We start from the raw sequence: 16200 nt of genomic DNA, 5'->3' as shown, positions 1-16200 counted from the left end.
CACGGCAATGCACCTAGGCTTCGATCCTCGCCGTCACGCGGCGGTCCGCGATGGAGCGGCCGGCCTCCACCTCGTACGTACCGTGCTGGTACGTCCAGGCGTCGGTCGCCTCGTCCCAGATCTCGAAGGCCCGGCGCGGGAGTTCGATGACGGCTTCCACCGTCTCCCCGGGAGCCGCCTCCACCGTCGCGAAACCCGCCAGCCAGCGGGTCGGGCGGTTCTCGTCCGGGGTCGTGGGGGCCAGGTAGAGCTGGACGGTCTCGCGGCCCGGGCGGTCGCCCGAGTTGCGGACCCGTACCGTTGCCGTCCTGTCCCTGACCTGGAGGGACTCGTACGTCCAGTCGGTGTAGCCGAGGCCGTGGCCGAAGGCGTACGTGGGGGTCCCGGCGTGCTTGTCCCAGGCCCGGTAGCCGATGAAGACGTCCTCCTCGTAGGGGAGTCGGCCGTCGGTGGGGAGCACGCGGGTGACGGGTGCCTCGGAGAGGGAGCCCCATGTGGTGGGGAGGCGGCCGCCGGGCTCGTGGGTGCCGGTGAGGACGTCTGCCAGGGCGGCGCCGCCCTCCTGGCCGGGGAACCAGGTGAGGAGGACGGCGGCGACGTCGTCGCGCCAGGGCAGTTCGACCGGGGAGCCGGCGTTGACGACCACGATCGTGTCGGGGTTGGCGGCGGCCACGGCGCGGACCATGTCGTCCTGGTGGCCGGGGAGGCGGAGGTCCTCGCGGTCGAAGCCCTCGGACTCGACGCGTTCGGTGGTGGCGACCACGACGACGGCCGTGTCGGCGGCGCGGGCGGCCTCGACGGCCTCGGCGATCAGGTCGTCGGGGTCGCGCTGCGGTTCCTGGTGGCAGAGGGAGAAGGCGATGACCTTCAGGGGGACGCCTTCGGGGATCTCCACGACGTGGGTGAGCGAGACCTCGACCGGTTCGCCGGCGGTCAGTTCGACCTGGGCGCGGGGCACCGGGGCGCCGAAGAACGTGACGAAGGGGTCGTCCGTGTCGGTGCTCTGGACGTCGTCGAAGCGGGTCGTGCCGTCGACGGTGAGGGTGAAGGGGCCCAGGCCCTTGATGCCAAAGGTGTGCGTGCCGGTCTCGCGCGGGGTGAAGGTGCCGGTCAGCTCGACGGTGTGCAGGGTCGCGTGGGTGACGCCGTCGGGGAGGTCCGCGCCCATCCACTGGATCTGGCCGTTCGGCGCGGAGCCGGTGCCGAGGACCGTGCCGGTGGTGTCGCGGCAGACGGCCCGGAGGGTGAAGCCCCTGTCGGCGATCGCCAGTTCCTCGTTGGGGTCGGCGCCGACGGCGTAGGTCAGGGCGTCTTCGGGGAGGGCGGCGGTGAGGCCGTCGAGCGGAGAGACGATCCGGGACGGGAAGACGGTGGCGGAGCCGCCGCCGAGGACGCGGGCGTCGCGGGCCGCCGCGCCGATGAGGGCGACCTTGGCGCCCGGCTTCAGGGGCAGGGCGGGCTGACCGTTGCGTACCTCGTTGCGGACGAGGACGAAAGAGCGGCGGGCGATCTCGCGGGCCAGCGCCTCACCGTCGACGGGGGCGGGCGGCTCGGTGACGACGGGGTCGGCGCCGTCCAGGATGCCCACACGGGCGGCCAGGCGCAGGACCCGGCGGACCGCCTCGTCGACCCGGGTCTCCTCGACCTCGCCGGCGCGGACGGCGGCGGCCAGGGCCTCGCCGTAGACGGTGACCGGGCCGGGCATGGCGACGTCGAGGCCGCCGGTGAGGGCGGCGGTCGTGGAGCGGGCGGCCATCCAGTCGGAGACGTTGAAGCCGTCGAAGCCCCATTCGCCGCGCAGCACCTCGTTCACGAGGCGGTGGTGTTCGGTCATGGTGGTGCCGTTGACCGTGTTGTAGGCGGTCATGATGCCCCACGGGTGGGCGTTGGCGACGATCGCCTCGAAGGGAGCCAGGTAGAGCTCGCGCAGGGCGCGTTCGGAGACCAGGTTGTCCACCGTGAAGCGGTCGGTCTCGGCGTCGTTGGCGACGAAGTGCTTGACCGTGGTGCCGACTCCGCCGGACTGGACGCCGGCGACGTAGCTCGAGCCGATCTCGCCGGTCAGGTACGGGTCCTCGCTGTAGGCCTCGAAATGGCGGCCGCCGAGCGGGGAACGGTGCAGGTTGACGGTGGGGGCGAGGAGGACGTGGACACCTTTGCGGCGTGACTCCTGGGCCAGCGACACCCCTGCCCTGCGGGCGAGTTCGGGATCCCAGGTGGCGGCGAGGGCGGTCGGGGAGGGCAGCGCGACGGACGGGTCGTCGGCAGTCCAGCGCACGCCTCGTACGCCGATCGGGCCGTCGGACATGACGAGGGACTTCAGGCCGATCTCGGGGAGCGCGGGCAGCGTCCACATGTCCTGGCCGGAGAGCAGCCGCGCCTTGGCGTCGAGGTCGAGCTTGGCCAGGGCCGCCTCGACGGCCGCCTCGCGGGCCTCGTCGGCCGGGGTGGGGTGGGTGCCCGCCATGTGGTCCTCCTGTATTCGGGGCCGTGCGGTTCCTCCGTGAACCTTCCTCATCGTGCACCCGTTACCTGTGGAGCGGTAGGTTTCGTTATGTCGCCGTTATGTTCAGTCGGGGTGGATGTCGGCGGATGTCGTACGGTGGCGCCATGAACGCCAGGGCCAGGAGTGTGGAGCGGCGCGCGGAGATCGTCCGGGCCGCTCTGGAGGTGATCGCCGAGCGCGGTTACCGGGGGGCGAGCCTGGCGGCGGTCGCCGAGCGGGTCGGACTCACCCAGCAGGGGCTGCTGCACCACTTCCCGACGAAGGAGGCGCTGCTGGTCGCCGTGCTGGAGGAGCGCGACCAGTGGGACGCGGTGCCGGTCACCGAGTGGCGCGTCGATCTGCTCGCCTCGCTGGTGGAGTACAACGCGATGCGGCCCGGCATCATCCAGACCTTCTCGGCGCTGCTCGGTGAGAGCGTCACCGAGGGGCATCCGGCGGGCGGCTACTTCACCGAGCGCTACGGCCGGGTGCGCGCGTCCATGGCGGCGACCCTGCGCGCCGCGTACGGGGACCGACTGCCGGGCGGGCTCACGCCCGAGCGGGCGGCGCCGCTGCTGGTGGCCGTGATGGACGGGCTGCAGTACCAGTGGCTGCTGGATCCGGCGGCCGTGGACATGCCGGGCGCCTTCCGGGACTTCCTGACCCTGCTGGGCGAGGACGTGGACTGAGGGTCCCCCCATCGGGAGACACCGCGCGCCGCCGCCAGCACGAGGCGCTCGCCGGCGGGCTGCCCGTGCCGGGGGGCATGGCGTGCGTCCCTTCCGTCACGCGATACTGCCGCCGTCCGGTGCGAGACCCCACAGCACGACAGCGACGGAAGGGCCCGACTCCCTTGACTTCCTTACTGACTTATCGACCAGCGGCGTCCGTAGGAGGGCGGCTCGGCAGGCCCCGGATGCGGGCAGCGGTCGGACTGGTCGCCCTGCTGACGGGGCTCGGCGTCCCCGCCCCGGCCGCCGCCTCGACCCTCGACCCGGCGGCCACGGCGTCTTCGACGCCCGCCCCCACGGTCGAGGAGCAGCGGCTCGACCGGGCCGTCCCCCAGGAGATCCTGCGGCGCTCGGGATTCGCCACCGTGGCACCGGAGTTCGAGCGGGCGCTGGACGGGGCGCGGTCGTACGAGCAGGCCGAGCGGGTCGTCCTACGGCAGGGGGCGCGGCTGTGGGAGCGGGCGGTGGACCGGGCGCAGGGGCGGGGCCCGGAGGGCGGCGACCTGAGCCGGGACGACGACCGGCCGCTGTACTGGGCGCGGTTGGGGATGACGCGGGAGGTGCGGGAGTGGGAGCCGGGGTTCGAGCTGAGTGACCGTCGGAGGGCAGCTCTGCTCGGCCAGTTGGAGCGGTCGTCGCGTGGCCAGGACTCCCTTCGGTACCCCGGCCGCGGGAAGGGCGTGAAGCGGATCCTCGTCACCGGGTTCGATCCGTTCACGCTGGACCGGGACGTGCGGATCTCCAACCCGTCCGGGGCCACGGCACTCGCCCTGGACGGGACGGTGATCCGGACCGCCGACGGGCCGGCACGGGTCGAGACCGCAGTCTTCCCGGTCCGCTGGCAGGACTTCGCCGACGGCACGGTCGAGCGCACGCTGCGGCGGCGACTGCCCCACGTGGACCTCTTCGCGACCGTCAGCCAGGGCCGGGTGGGCCGGTTCGACATCGAGCGGACCAACGGGGCCTGGCGTGGCGGCTTCGCCGACAACGACAACGTCGGCCGCACCGGGACCATCCCGGTGACCGACCCGGCCACCCAGCCCCAGTGGACGTCCACGACCCTGCAGTACGCGGACGTCGCCGCCGCGAATACGGGCCGCTTCCCGGTGTACGACAACACCGGCGTGACCGAGATCCCGGCGGGCGGCACGACGGCGGTCGTACGACCGGACGGACCGACCCCGGGCTCGACGGCGCGGGCCGGAGGCGGCGGCGACTACCTCTCCAACGAGATCGCCTACCGGGCGACGCTCCTGCGTGACCGGCTGGGGCTCGGCGCCTCCCTGCCGGGCGGACATGTGCACACGCCGGTGCTGCAGTTCGGGCCGGGCAACACCGACCCGGCGACCGGGGCCGTGACCGACCCCGGCTTCGTACGGAACCGGCTGGACATCGTGGCCCAGGTGCGCGAGATCGTACGGGTGGCCGCCGAGGCCGCGTTCGTCGGGACCGGGCGCACAAGGGGCTGACGCCGGGGCCGGCCGGGACGGCGGCGACGCCCACGCCGACACCGGCGAGGCGGGCCGCCGATCAGTCGGAAGACCGTGAACCGGGGATCCGGTTCACGAACCGGCCCCGGGCTTGCGGAACATGGGGTTCGGGTGGCCGGCGTGGGGGCCCTGGTTCGGGTGGCCGGCGTGGGGGCCGTGGTTCGGGTCGTCCTCGCCGGCCGTCTCCTCGCCGCGCAGGTCGCGGGCCATCAGGGTGGCGCCCGCCACCGCTCCCGGCATCAGGAACACGGCGACAACCGGCACCAGGAAGGCGAGGGCCAGCGGGGTGCCGAAGCCCCAGATCAGCGTCTTACGGGAGCGCAGGAGGCGGAGGCGGTCGCGGAGTTCGACACCCCGGCGCTGGAGGGCCACCGCGGTCAGTTCCTCGGTGAGGAAGAAGCCGGTGACGAAGAAACCGATCACCGGGACGACCGTCTGGCCGAGGAACGGGACGAAGCCGAGCGCGAAGAGCAGCACGGCCCACATCAGCGCCCGTACGAGGACGCGAAGGCTGTCGCGGGCCGAGATCCACAGCTCCCGCGGCAACGGCAGGTCTGACTCCGGTGCGGTGCCGTCGGGTGAGACGTCCCGGTCGACCTTCTCCGAGAGGTTCTCGTAGAAGGGCTGGCCGATGAGGAGGGTCACGGCGGTGAAGGTGATGACCGCGAGGGCGAGGGCCAGGGCGAACAGTACGGCGGTGAGGAAGCCGCGGAAGAGGCCGGGCCAGGGGCTGGACCAGTCTTCCGCGAACGGGGTGGCCCAGGTGACGAAGTCCGGGCCCCAGAGGGCCAGGGCCACGAGTGCGGCTATGTAGAGGACGAGGGTGATCAGGCCGGGGATCAGGCCGAAGCCGTATTGCTTGCCGTGTCGGGCCACCCAGCGTTGGCCACGGACGAGGTACTGGAAACCCACCCCTAGATCGCGCATGGGGCGCACTTTACCCAGCGCGGTCGGCACTGTCCCCGGGGGCTTCGGTGGGAGCGAAGGCACCGCCCGGTGCGAAGGCCAGCTCCGCGAAGCGTTCTCCGATGTGGCGGTGGGTCTCGGCGTCCGGGTGGAGGTCGTCCGGGAGCGGGAGGGTGGTGGCCTCGGGCTCGCCGTAGAGGGCGAGGCCGTCCAGGTGGTGGAGGTGGGGATCGTCCTCGGCGCGTTGGGCGACGATGCGGGAGAGCTCGTCGCGGATGACACGGAGGGTCAGTTTGCCGGGGGTGGGGTCCTCCGGGTCGCCCATCGCCCGGAAGCGCAGGCGGCCTTCGGCGATCCCGGCGATGTCCGGGGCGCAGGGACCGGGGGTGTCCTCCTGGATGGGACAGAGGATCGGGGAGACGACCAGGAGAGGCGTGGTCGGATGGCCCTCGCGAATCGTGTCGAGGAAGCCGTGGACGGCCGGGGTGAAGGCACGCATCCGCATCACGTCGTGGTTGACCAGGTTGATACCGATCTTGACGCTGATCAGGTCGGCGGGGGTGTCACGCATGGCGCGGGCGGTGAAGGGGTCGAGGAGGGCGCTGCCGCCGAAGCCCAGGTTGATCAGTTCGACGCCGCCGAGGGAGGCGGCGACGGCGGGCCAGATCCCGGTGGGGCCGGCGGCGTCGGAGCCGTGGCTGATCGAGCTGCCGTGGTGCAGCCACACCCGACGGTTGCGGTCCTGGTCCGGCTCGACCGGGGCGTCCGTGCGCAGGGCGATGAGTTCGGTGGTCTCGTTGTGCGGGAGCCAGATCTCCACCGTCTTGAGGTCGCCGGGGAGGTCCGTGAAGGTGACGGTGCCGGGCGGGCCCGCGCGGTGCTCCGCCGTTCCGGCCACCATGTCGATGGTCACGGTGTTGCCGTTCGGCACGCTCGCCCGGTCCGTCAGGCGGCCGTCGACGACGAGGTCGTACAGGCCGTCGGGACGCGGCGGGGCGCCCACGTAGGTCCGCTTGGTGCGCAGGGTGTCGAGTTCGACGGCGGTGGCCCGGGTGCGGAAGACCAGCCGTACGCCGGAGGACTGCGACTCCACCACGGCGAGCTGCGGATCGGTGCACTGGGCGCGGGCACGGGCGGGCAGCCGGTGGGGCAGTACGCCGTGCTCGGTGTGCTCCAGCTCCAGGGCGCCGCGCACGAGGTCGGCGGTGAGGGGGGTGGTGATCCGGTCGTGGTTCCGCGCGGGCTTCTTCTGGGGCATGGCTCAACCTGACGATCGGTGGGGGTGGGTGACGGGCCGGTCGGCGTTCAGCGGGGTGGAGTGGTCGGCCAGTTGCGCAGCAGGGCGTCGAGGGCGTCGAGGATCCGCTCCCAGCTCTCCTGGGAGTCGGGGGCGCTGTGGCTGAAGCCACCCGCCGACTCCAGGTCGACGTAGCCGTGGAAGACGCTGCCCAGGAGGCGGACCGCGTGGGTCTGGTCCGGTTCGGTGAGGTCGTAGCCGCGCAGGATCGCCCTCGTCATCCGCGCGTGTCTGACACCGGCACTGGCGGCGGCCGTCCGCGGATCGAGTCTCATCCGGGCGGCGACCGCGCGGCCGGGGTGTTCCCGGGCGTAGTCGCGGTGCACGTTCGCCAGGGCCGTCAGCGCGTCCTTGCCGGCCCGGCCGGCGAGCGCGGTGGCGCCCCGGTCGGCCAGTTCCTCCAGGGCGAGCAGGGCGATCCGGGTCTTCAGGTCCTGGGAGTTGCGCACATGGGAGTACAGGCTCGCGACCTTGACGTCGAAGCGCCGGGCGACCTCCGAGACGGTCACCGCGTCGAAGCCGATCTCGTCGGCCAGCTCCGCGCCCGCCTGGGCCAGGCGTTCCGGGGTGAGCCCTACGCGTGCCATGACCGCCCTTCCGTTCGATGGTGTCGATTATGCGGGCCTGAATCCTCCAGGCACCCCCACTCATCTTTAGGCCTGGTGGGGATCGGGATCCTCAGGTCTGGTGGGGATCGGGATCCTCAGGTCTGGGGGAGATCGAGTCGGCTCGGCTCGTCCTCGGGATACGGCGTCCGCCTGCTCTCGTGGCTGAGGCGGCGGAAGAGGTCCCCCATCACCGTGGCCAGCGGGGCGTGGCCCGGGTGATCAGCGCCGCGGCGGTGCCGGGGATGTCCGTGGGGCGCTCGCCCCGGGCGTACGCGCGTATCCGGGTCGCGCGTTCCTCGCGCTTGTCCGGTCCGCAGTCGTACAGGTCGGCGACCAGCCAGCTCACCAGGTGGTTGAGGGCGTCGCAGCGGTCGTAGGGGCGGTGGCGGTCGAAGAACGCCTTCTCCCCCGGGGACAGGTCGAAGCGGGAGGAGAAGGAGAGGCCGTGGTCGGTGAAGTAGAGGCGCCGGCCGTCGGTCACGATGTTCTGGAAGTGGGCGTCGAAGTGCAGCGGGCCCCGAATCCGAAGGGGGAATTCCCACTGGTGGGGCGGGCGTTGCTGATGGTGTCCTGACCTCGTTCGGTCGATGCAGACGGGAGCGCGATGACGCAGCAGACACGGGAGACCACCGTCCACGGGACGGATACCCACGGGACGGATACCCACGGGACGGACGCACACCGCACGGACGCCCACGGCACCGCGGCCGTCGTCCACGGGACGGTGGCCGATGGCTTCCAGGCGGTGCGCGAGGCGTTCGCCGCGTTCGTGGCCGACGAACGGGCCGACTACGAGGGGCAGTTGACCGCGTACGCGCACGGGCGCCGGGTCGTCGATCTGTGGGCGTGTCCGCAGGCGGAGGGCCCGACCGGCGGGGACACGCTGCACGGCGTGTTCTCCTCCACCAAGGGCGCCGCCCATCTCGTCGTCGCGCTCCTCGTCCAGGACGGTGTGCTGGAGCTGGACCGCGCGGTCGCCCACTACTGGCCGGAGTTCGCAGCCGAGGGAAAGGGATCGGTGACCCTGCGGGAGCTGATCTCGCACCGGGCGGGACTCATCGGCACCGACGCCGGTTTCACCCTGGAGGAGCTGGCGGACGACCGCGTGATCGCCGAACGCCTCGCCGTCCAGCGCCCGTTCTGGCGTCCGGGCGCCGCCTTCGGCTACCACGCCCTCACCATCGGGGCACTCACCGGCGAGGTGGTCCGGCGGGCGACGGGCCGCACGATTCAGGAGGTGTACGAGGAGCGGGTGCGGGTCCCGTACGGCCTCGACTTCTTCCTGGGGCTGCCGGCCGAGCACGAGCCCCGCTTCCGCACCGTCCTGCCGATGACCCCGACGCCCGCGCAGCAGGCCGAGCTGGACGCCGTACCGCGTGGCCCGCACACGCTGACGTCGATCGCGTTCAACGAGCAGGTGCCCGAACCCGGCGAGCTGACGGACTTCCCCAACGCCCGGATCGTGCGCGCGAACGGGCAGTCGTCGGCGGGCGGGGTCGGTTCCGCGCGTGGCCTCGCCAGGATGTACGCGGCTGCCATCAGCGGGGTGGACGGTCGTCCGCCGCTCCTCAAGCCCGACACCATCGGCGAGTTCGGCCAGATCCACTCCCTCGGCCACGACCTCGTGGCCCGCGCCCCCAGGGCGTTCGGCCTCGGCTTCCAGGCCACCGCCGAGAACCTGTACCCCTTCCTCGGTGCCGGTACCTTCGGCCACAGCGGTGCCGGCGGCTCCCAGGCCTTCGCCGACCCCCGCGCCGGCCTGGCATACGGCTACACCCGCCGCCGCACGGCCTTTCCGGGCGGGGCGGCACCGGAGAACGAGGGGTTCGTGCGGGCGGTGCACAGCGCGGCACTGGCGCTCTGACGGCCACACCGCCGTCGCGTACGGCCACACCGCCGTGGCGTACGGCCACACCACCGTGGCATACGACCACACGGCCGTGGCATTCGGCCGCCCGCACACAGCGGAGTCCGCACCCCACGTCCAGGGGTGCGGACTCCGTCATGTGCAACGACCGTGAGCGGCTGTCCGTCACGGGGACGGACTCAGAGCTTGACGATCATCTTGCCCGTGTTGTCGCCGCGCAGGACGCCGAGGAAGGCCTCCAGGTTGTTCTCGATGCCCTCGACGACGGTCTCGCGGTACTTGAGGGCGCCCGAGGCGACCCAGGGGCCGACCTCCTGGACGAACTGGGGCTGGAGGTCGTAGTGGTCGCCGACGAGGAGGCCCTCGATACGGCCGCGGGTCTGGATGAGACGGGCCAGGTTCTTGGGGCCGGGGGCGGGCTCGGTGTTGTTGTAGACGGAGATCATGCCGCAGATGGCGATACGGCCGTGCACGTTGAGGGAGCCGATGGCGGCCTCCAGGTGGTCGCCGCCCACGTTGTCGAAGTAGACGTCGATCCCGTCGGGCGCGGCCTCGCGCAGCTGCTCGGCGACGGGGCCGTTCTTGTAGTTGAAGGCCGCGTCGAAGCCGTACTCCTCGACGAGGAGCTTGACCTTGTCGTCGGAACCGGCGGAGCCGATGACCCGCGAGGCGCCCTTGAGCTTTGCGATCTGGCCGACCTGGCCGCCGACGGCACCGGCGGCGCCGGAGACGAAGACGGAGTCGCCCTCCTTGAAGGAGGCGGTGCGCAGGAGGCCGGCGTAGGCGGTGAGGCCGGTCATACCGAGGACGCCGAGGTAGGTGGAGAGGGGCGCGGCGTCGGGGTCGACCTTGACGGCCTGCTTGGCGTCGAACGTGGCGTACTCGCGCCAGCCGCCGAAGTGCAGCACGTGGTCGCCGACGGCGATGCCCTCGGACCCGGAGGCGACGACCTCGCCGACGGCACCACCCTGCATGGCCTTGCCCAGCTCGAAGGGGGCGACGTACGACTTGGCGGCGCTCATGCGGCCACGCATGTACGGGTCCACGGAGAGGTACTTGTTCCGAACCAGGACCTCACCCGTGCCGGGCTGCCGGATCTCCGCCTCGACCAGGGCGAAGTCCTCGTCCTTGGGCCAGCCGACGGGGCGGCTGAGGAGGTGCCATTCACGGGTCGTGGCGGGGAGGGCGGGGGTGTCGGACATGGGGGCCTTCCTGCGTGTGCGGTGGTACGGGTGGTCGTGTACCGCGTTGCGGTCGGATACATACCAGGCGGTTACTTCATTACCTGAAACAACCATGCTCCTGAATATTTCATGCTGTCAAGTAACGAGGTAGCCTGGAGCGCATGGCCGCACAGAGGACGACCCCCCGCATCGACCCGCTGACCATGGAGGTCATCGAACTCATCGGCACGGTCGTGGCCCGCTACCACGAGGAGTACGAGGACGCCGCCGCCGAGCACACGCTCACCGGCTCCCAGGCCCGCCTCCTCGGTCTCCTGTCCCTCGAACCGCTTCCCATGCGTCGTCTCGCCCAGAAACTGCGGTGCGAGCCGTCGAACGTCACCGGGATCGTGGACCGGCTGGAGGCACGGGGGCTGGTCGAGCGGCGCCCCGACCCCAACGACCGCCGCGTGAAGCTGGCGGCGGCGACGGACGAGGGCCGCGAGGTGGCCCGCGGCCTGCGGGACTCCCTGGGCTTCGCCCGGGAGCCGTTGGCGGCGCTGAGCGCGGCCGAGCGGGAGTCGCTGCGGGATCTGCTGCGGCGGATGCTGGAGGCGTGACGGCCGGCCGGCCGAGAGCGGCGCAGGGCCGCGGCCGGCGAGAGACACGGCGCCGACGGCGGGAGGCTCGGCGCGACGCAGGGCTGGCCGGCGGGAAGCTCCGGCGCGACGCCGACCGGCGAGAGGAACGGTGCCGACCGGCGGGAGGCGCGGCGCAGGGCCGGCCGGCGAGAGGCTCGGTGCAGGGCCGGTGCCTACGCGCGCAACGGCCCTACGCGCACCACCACAGGAACTTCTCGCACGTCTCCGACGGTTCCGGCTTCGGGGTCGGGTCGTCGGCGGGCGGGTCGTCGGTGGGCTCGGGGGCCGGGTCGGTGGCGGCCGGGGGCGAAGGGGAGGCGCCGGGGCGGGTGCCGGAGGTGGCGGACTGGCCTTCGCGCTCCTTCTTGTCCTCCTCGTCCTTGCCCTCGTCCTTGTCCTTGTCCTTGTCGTCCTTCTCCGACTCGGAGGCGGACGGGGAGGCCGAGGGGGAGGCGGAGGTGGAGGTGGAGTCCTTCTCGTCGGAGGTTCCGCTCTCGCCGTCCCGCTCGTCCGCGCCGCCGTCGGGGGAGGCCGAGGAGCCGCCCGCGGGCGCGTCGTCCGCCGCGGTGGACGCGGGGCCCGAGCCGGGGGCCTCCATGCCCAGCTCCGCCAGGCTGAGCGCGCCGGCGGCCAGCAACAGGCCGGAGCCGATCAGCAGGACGCGCTTGCGGCGACGCCGGTGGCTGGCCGCCTTGCGGTCGCGGCGGCTGGAACGTGTCCCCCCGCCTCGCCCCTCACCGTGCCCCTCGCCGTGCCCCTCACGGGCGGCCCGGCGGCGCGACGCGCGGGGACCGAGGTCGGCCTCGGGCGCGGCCGTGGTCTCCTCGACGTCCTCCGGACGCGGATCGACGTCGTCCGCGTACGCGCGTAGCTCTTCGACGGGGGTGCCGCAGCCCGGGCAGGCGAGGGCGCCGTTGAGGTGCCGTCGGCACGGGTGGCAGTAGTCCATGACGCGGGAAGACTAAGTTCCGCACGGGGAGCGTTCCTAGAGGCTCCTGTGAAGGTTGTGTGCGGAACTTGCCTTTCCGGTTTGCCCAGTTGAGGTCAAGCCCGACCATTCGCCGCGATCCTCCGGTGACGGTACCCGCAATGCCGCGCGGTCCGTCGCACGGGGGGTGCGCGACGGACCGCGTGGGGTGGCAGGGACCGTGTCTCGGTCCGGGGGCGTACTCGTCGGGTCGGCTCGTCGGGTCAGCTCTTCTTACGTGCCGTCATGGCGCGCTGGATCAGGATGAACGCGCAGAGCAGCACACCGGTGGCGATCTTCGTCCACCAGGAGCTGAGCGTGCCCTCGAACTGGATGATGCTCTTGATCAGGCCCAGCACGAGGACGCCGAACAGGGTGCCCAGGACGTAACCGGAACCGCCCGTCAGCAGCGTGCCGCCGATGACGACCGCGGCGATCGCGTCAAGCTCCATTCCGACGGCGTGCAGCGGGTCGCCGGACTGGATGTACAGCATGAACAGCAGGCCGGCCAGGGCCGAGCAGAAGCCGCTCACCGTGTACACGGCGATCTTCGTGCCGCCCAGCGGAAGCCCCATCAGCAGCGCCGACTGCTCGTTGCCGCCAATGGCGTACACCCGGCGGCCGAAGCGCGTGTAGTGGAGCACGTAGAAGGCGACGGCGAGGACGACCAGGGCCACGATGGCGCCGATCGACAGGAAGCCGAATCCCAGTTGCGCCTGGGCCTGGGCCAGGCTGCTCACCGAGGAGTCGCTGATGGAGATGGACTCCTTGCTGATGACCAGGCACAGGCCCCGGAAGAGGAAGAGGCCCGCCAGGGTCACGATGAACGGCTGGATCTCGAAGTTGTGGATCACATAGCCCATCAGGAAGCCGCCGAACGCGCCCACCCCGAGGGCGAGCGGGATGACCAGCAACAGTGGCAGGCCCTGACGCTCCACCATCCAGGCCGTGAACATGGTGGTGAAACCGATCACCGAGCCCACGGACAGGTCGATGCCGCCGGACATGATGACGAAGGTGGCACCGACGGCGGCGACCAGCAGATAGCCGTTGTCGATGAACAGGTTGAGGAACACCTGCGGTTCGCCGAACCCGTAGTTCTGGTACCGGCTGAGACCCGTGATGTACATGGCCAGGAACAGGGCGGCCGTGACCAGGACCGGCAGCCGCCGGTCGCCGAGCAGGCGGGTGACCGCGGACGTCTGGGACACCGTACGGCCTTCCGGCACCGTGGGGGTCTTGGTGGTCGCGCTCATCGCGACACCTCCATCTTCGGGGCGGCGTCGGCGGCGGGAGTGGCCGGGGCCGGGGTGGCGGCCGGTCCGCGTCCCTTGGCGCCGAAGACCTTGGCCCGGAACTTCGGGGACTGCAGCAGGCAGACGACGATGACGACGACGGCCTTGAAGACCAGGTTGGTCTGCGTGGGCACGCCGATGGTGTAGATCGTGGTGGTCAGGGTCTGGATGACGAGGGCGCCGACCACCGTGCCGCCGATCGAGAACCGGCCGCCGAGCAGCGAGGTGCCGCCGATGACGACCGCGAGGATCGCGTCCAGCTCGATCCACAGACCGGCGTTGTTGCCGTCCGCGGCCGAGGTGTTGGAGCTGATCATCAGGCCCGCGATGCCCGCGCACAGGGCGCAGAACATATAGACCATGATCTTGATGCGGCGGGACCGGATGCCGACCAGCCGGCTGGCCTCGGCGTTCCCGCCGACGGACTCCACGAGCAGGCCGAGCGCCGTACGGCGGGTCAGGGCCACCGTGACGGCCACGACCGCGGCCACCACGAAGATGGAGAAGGGCAGGGTCAGCCAGTAGCCGCCGCCGATCAGGTTGTACGGCTCGCTGTTGATGGTGATGATCTGGCCGTCGGTGATCAGCTGGGCGACGCCGCGTCCGGCGACCATGATGATCAGGGTCGCGATGATCGGCTGGATGCCCATGCGGGCGACCAGGAAACCGTTCCACAGACCGCAGAGGACCGCCGCCACCAGACCGATGCCTATGGCCAGGAACACTCCGGACAGGGCGTTCTGGTCCGCCTGGTCACTGATGTACGAGCAGGTGAGGGCGCCGGTGATGGCGACCACCGCGCCGACGGAGAGGTCGATGCCGCCGGTGGCGATGACCAGGGTCATGCCGACCGCCACCAGGATCAGGGGCGAGCCGAACAGCACGATCGAGACGAGGCTGCCGTAGAGGTGGCCGTCCGTCATCTTGATCGCGAAGAAGTCGGGGGTGAAGGGGACGTTGACGAGCAGCAGGGCGATCAGGACCGCGACGGGCCAGAACAGGTGGTGGTGCGTCAGCGCTCGCCATCGGGAGGTCGTGGCTGTCGTGGCCGCGGATGGGGTGCTCACTGGTGTTCTCCGCTCGCGATGGTCTCCAGGATCTTGCTGGTGGTGATCTCCGGCCCGTTGGTGAGACGCGCGACCAGCTTGCGGTCGCGCAGCACACCGATGGTGTGGCTGAGGCGGAGGACCTCCTCCAGCTCGGCCGCGATGTAGAGCACGGCCATGCCGTCCTCGGAGAGGGACACCACGAGCTTCTGGATCTCGGCCTTGGCGCCGATGTCGATGCCGCGCGTGGGTTCGTCGAGGATCAGCAGCTGCGGCTGGGTGATCAGCCAGCGGGCGAGCAGCACCTTCTGCTGGTTGCCGCCGCTCAACTGGCCCACCCTGGCCTCGGGGTTGGCGGGGCGGATGTCCAGCGCCTTGATGTACTTGGCGACGAGTTCGTCGCGCTGGGCGGCCGGGATGGGCCGGGTCCAGCCACGGGCCGCCTGGAGGGCGAGGATGATGTTCTCCCGCACCGTCAGATCGGGGACGAGGCCCTCGGTCTTGCGGTTCTCCGAGCAGAACGCCACCCCGGCGCCGATGGCGTCGTTGGGGGCGCTCATCGAGACCTGCTTGCCGCCGATGGTGAGCTTGCCGCTGTCGGGCTGGTCGGCGCCGAAGAGCAGCCGGGCCAGTTCGGTGCGGCCCGAGCCGAGGAGTCCGGCGAGGCCGATCACCTCGCCCTTCTTGATCTCCAGGTCGAAGGGGGCGATGCCGCCGGTGCGGCCCAGGCCCTCGGCCTGCACCAAGGTCTCGCCGACGTCGGCGCGCAGCTGGTGCTCGTGCAGCTCCTCCAGCTGGTCCAGGGCCTTGCCGATCATCAGCTCGATCAGCCCGACCTGGTCGAGGTCGCTGACCATGTGCTCGCCGACCAGGGTGCCGTTGCGCAGCACGGTCATGCGGTCGCAGATCTCGTAGATCTGGTCGAGGAAGTGCGACACGAAGAGGATCGCGACGCCCTCGTCCCGCAGCCGCCGCATCAGGCGGAACAGTTCGAGCACCTCGTCGCGGTCGAGGCTGGACGTGGGCTCGTCCAGGACCAGCACCTTGGTGCCGGAGCCCGAGCCGTCACTGTCGCCGGTGCCCACCGACCGTACGATCGCGACCAGTTGCTGCACGGCCAGCGGGTACGAGGACAGGGGCGCGGTCACGTCGATGTCGAGGCCGAGCCGGTCGACCAGCTCCGCGGCCTCCTTGCGCATCCGCTTCCACTGGATGCGGCCCCCGCGCGTGGGCTCGCGTCCGATGAAGATGTTCTCCGCCACCGACAGGTTGGGGCAGAGGTTGACCTCCTGGTAGACGGTGCTGATGCCGGCCTGCTGCGCCTGCAGCGGGCTGTCGATGTGCACGGTCTTGCCGTCGAGGGTGACGGTGCCGCCGTCCAGGGAGTGAACCCCGGTCAGCACCTTGATCAGCGTGGACTTCCCCGCGCCGTTCTCGCCCATGAGGGCGTGGATCTCGCCGGGGAAGAGCCGGAAGTCGACGCCCGACAGAGCCCGTACCCCCGGAAACTCCTTGACTATGCCCGTCATCTCCAGGACGGGCCGCGGCTCTGCCATACCTCTCCCTAGTGAGGGGATCACCGGCTTTGCCGGTATGGAATTCATTCCGTATTAGCTTGATTACGCCCCGCAAGGGGTCGGTTCGGGCTGGACCGCAGCCTTTCGGCTGGAAGCCCCCACGTGGGGCGGAGTCACAGCAGCGCTC

The 16200-nt window shown here is 71.3% G+C and carries 14 protein-coding genes; 4 read left to right on the top strand and 10 right to left on the bottom strand.

Annotated elements, in window-relative coordinates:
* Positions 1-13: 13 nt before the first annotated feature.
* The gene (locus tag ACFY9I_RS17535) at positions 14-2467 is read right to left on the bottom strand and encodes a glycoside hydrolase family 3 C-terminal domain-containing protein (protein ID WP_391002462.1); all 2454 of its coding nucleotides are present in this window, start codon (positions 2465-2467) and stop codon (positions 14-16) included.
* A 125-nt stretch (positions 2468-2592) separates the two neighbouring features.
* On the opposite strand from ACFY9I_RS17535, the gene ACFY9I_RS17530 reads away from it, so the two are divergent.
* Both ACFY9I_RS17530 and ACFY9I_RS17525 read left to right on the top strand, forming a co-directional pair.
* The gene (locus ACFY9I_RS17530) at positions 2593-3174 is read left to right on the top strand and encodes a TetR family transcriptional regulator (protein ID WP_391002460.1); all 582 of its coding nucleotides are present in this window, start codon (positions 2593-2595) and stop codon (positions 3172-3174) included.
* A gap of 227 nt (positions 3175-3401) precedes the next feature.
* Positions 3402-4685 carry a pyroglutamyl peptidase gene (locus ACFY9I_RS17525; RefSeq protein WP_391002458.1) on the top strand — a complete coding sequence of 428 codons (1284 nt, stop codon included), beginning with the start codon at positions 3402-3404 and terminating at the stop codon, positions 4683-4685.
* 93 nt (positions 4686-4778) lie between these two features.
* Here ACFY9I_RS17525 and ACFY9I_RS17520 read toward each other — a convergent pair whose 3' ends face one another.
* From ACFY9I_RS17520 to ACFY9I_RS17505, 4 genes are all read right to left on the bottom strand, one after another.
* Positions 4779-5633 (bottom strand): EI24 domain-containing protein, encoded by an 855-nt coding sequence (locus ACFY9I_RS17520; protein WP_391002456.1) that lies wholly within the window; start codon positions 5631-5633, stop codon positions 4779-4781.
* A 10-nt stretch (positions 5634-5643) separates the two neighbouring features.
* Positions 5644-6870, bottom strand: a complete 1227-nt coding sequence (locus ACFY9I_RS17515; RefSeq protein ID WP_391002454.1) for a GDSL-type esterase/lipase family protein — start codon at positions 6868-6870, stop codon at positions 5644-5646.
* A gap of 47 nt (positions 6871-6917) precedes the next feature.
* A complete protein-coding gene (locus ACFY9I_RS17510; RefSeq protein ID WP_391002452.1) occupies positions 6918-7496 on the bottom strand; it encodes a WHG domain-containing protein in 579 nt (192 codons plus the stop codon).
* 208 nt (positions 7497-7704) lie between these two features.
* On the bottom strand, positions 7705-7998 hold the full coding sequence (locus tag ACFY9I_RS17505; RefSeq protein WP_391002451.1) for a hypothetical protein: 294 nt from the start codon (positions 7996-7998) through the stop codon (positions 7705-7707).
* Positions 7999-8121: 123 nt separating this feature from the next.
* Between ACFY9I_RS17505 and ACFY9I_RS17500 the strand changes: the two genes are divergently transcribed.
* On the top strand, positions 8122-9381 hold the full coding sequence (locus tag ACFY9I_RS17500; protein ID WP_391002449.1) for a serine hydrolase: 1260 nt from the start codon (positions 8122-8124) through the stop codon (positions 9379-9381).
* 182 nt (positions 9382-9563) lie between these two features.
* Here the strand turns inward: ACFY9I_RS17500 and ACFY9I_RS17495 are convergent, their stop codons facing one another.
* The gene (locus tag ACFY9I_RS17495) at positions 9564-10586 is read right to left on the bottom strand and encodes a zinc-binding dehydrogenase (RefSeq protein ID WP_391002447.1); all 1023 of its coding nucleotides are present in this window, start codon (positions 10584-10586) and stop codon (positions 9564-9566) included.
* A gap of 143 nt (positions 10587-10729) precedes the next feature.
* Here ACFY9I_RS17495 and ACFY9I_RS17490 point away from each other — a divergent pair, with 143 nt between their 5' ends.
* Positions 10730-11167, top strand: coding sequence for a MarR family transcriptional regulator (locus ACFY9I_RS17490; RefSeq protein ID WP_391002445.1), 438 nt, complete (start codon positions 10730-10732; stop codon positions 11165-11167).
* Positions 11168-11378: 211 nt separating this feature from the next.
* Here the strand turns inward: ACFY9I_RS17490 and ACFY9I_RS17485 are convergent, their stop codons facing one another.
* The 4 genes from ACFY9I_RS17485 to ACFY9I_RS17470 form a co-directional block, all read right to left on the bottom strand.
* Entirely contained in the window at positions 11379-12137 is a 759-nt protein-coding gene (locus tag ACFY9I_RS17485; protein ID WP_391002443.1) for a hypothetical protein, read from the bottom strand.
* A gap of 242 nt (positions 12138-12379) precedes the next feature.
* Positions 12380-13411 (bottom strand): galactofuranose ABC transporter, permease protein YjfF, encoded by a 1032-nt coding sequence (yjfF, locus tag ACFY9I_RS17480; protein WP_391002441.1) that lies wholly within the window; start codon positions 13409-13411, stop codon positions 12380-12382.
* Complete coding sequence (locus tag ACFY9I_RS17475) at positions 13408-14517, bottom strand: ABC transporter permease (protein WP_391002439.1); 1110 nt, start codon at positions 14515-14517, stop codon at positions 13408-13410. The genes yjfF and ACFY9I_RS17475 overlap by 4 nt, the downstream gene beginning before the upstream one ends.
* Complete coding sequence (locus tag ACFY9I_RS17470; RefSeq protein WP_391002437.1) at positions 14514-16052, bottom strand: ATP-binding cassette domain-containing protein; 1539 nt, start codon at positions 16050-16052, stop codon at positions 14514-14516. Before ACFY9I_RS17470 ends, ACFY9I_RS17475 begins: the two co-directional genes overlap by 4 nt.
* Between the last annotated feature and the right edge of the window lie 148 nt (positions 16053-16200).

Source organism: Streptomyces sp. NPDC012510, from assembly GCF_042955065.1.
GTDB lineage: Bacteria > Actinomycetota > Actinomycetes > Streptomycetales > Streptomycetaceae > Streptomyces.
This window is presented reverse-complemented; position numbering and strand designations above follow the sequence as displayed.

Bases quoted from the DNA above. Each gene is read 5' to 3' on its own strand.
- ACFY9I_RS17485 (WP_391002443.1), bottom strand. From the start codon at position 12,137: ATGGACTACTGCCACCCGTGCCGACGGCACCTCAACGGCGCCCTCGCC.
- ACFY9I_RS17520 (WP_391002456.1), bottom strand. From the start codon at position 5,633: ATGCGCGATCTAGGGGTGGGTTTCCAGTACCTCGTCCGTGGCCAACGC.
- ACFY9I_RS17495 (WP_391002447.1), bottom strand. From the start codon at position 10,586: ATGTCCGACACCCCCGCCCTCCCCGCCACGACCCGTGAATGGCACCTC.
- ACFY9I_RS17525 (WP_391002458.1), top strand. From the start codon at position 3,402: ATGCGGGCAGCGGTCGGACTGGTCGCCCTGCTGACGGGGCTCGGCGTC.
- ACFY9I_RS17470 (WP_391002437.1), bottom strand. From the start codon at position 16,052: ATGGCAGAGCCGCGGCCCGTCCTGGAGATGACGGGCATAGTCAAGGAG.
- ACFY9I_RS17530 (WP_391002460.1), top strand. From the start codon at position 2,593: ATGTCGTACGGTGGCGCCATGAACGCCAGGGCCAGGAGTGTGGAGCGG.
- ACFY9I_RS17500 (WP_391002449.1), top strand. From the start codon at position 8,122: ATGACGCAGCAGACACGGGAGACCACCGTCCACGGGACGGATACCCAC.
- ACFY9I_RS17535 (WP_391002462.1), bottom strand. From the start codon at position 2,467: ATGGCGGGCACCCACCCCACCCCGGCCGACGAGGCCCGCGAGGCGGCC.
- ACFY9I_RS17490 (WP_391002445.1), top strand. From the start codon at position 10,730: ATGGCCGCACAGAGGACGACCCCCCGCATCGACCCGCTGACCATGGAG.
- ACFY9I_RS17515 (WP_391002454.1), bottom strand. From the start codon at position 6,870: ATGCCCCAGAAGAAGCCCGCGCGGAACCACGACCGGATCACCACCCCC.
- ACFY9I_RS17510 (WP_391002452.1), bottom strand. From the start codon at position 7,496: ATGGCACGCGTAGGGCTCACCCCGGAACGCCTGGCCCAGGCGGGCGCG.
- yjfF (WP_391002441.1), bottom strand. From the start codon at position 13,411: ATGAGCGCGACCACCAAGACCCCCACGGTGCCGGAAGGCCGTACGGTG.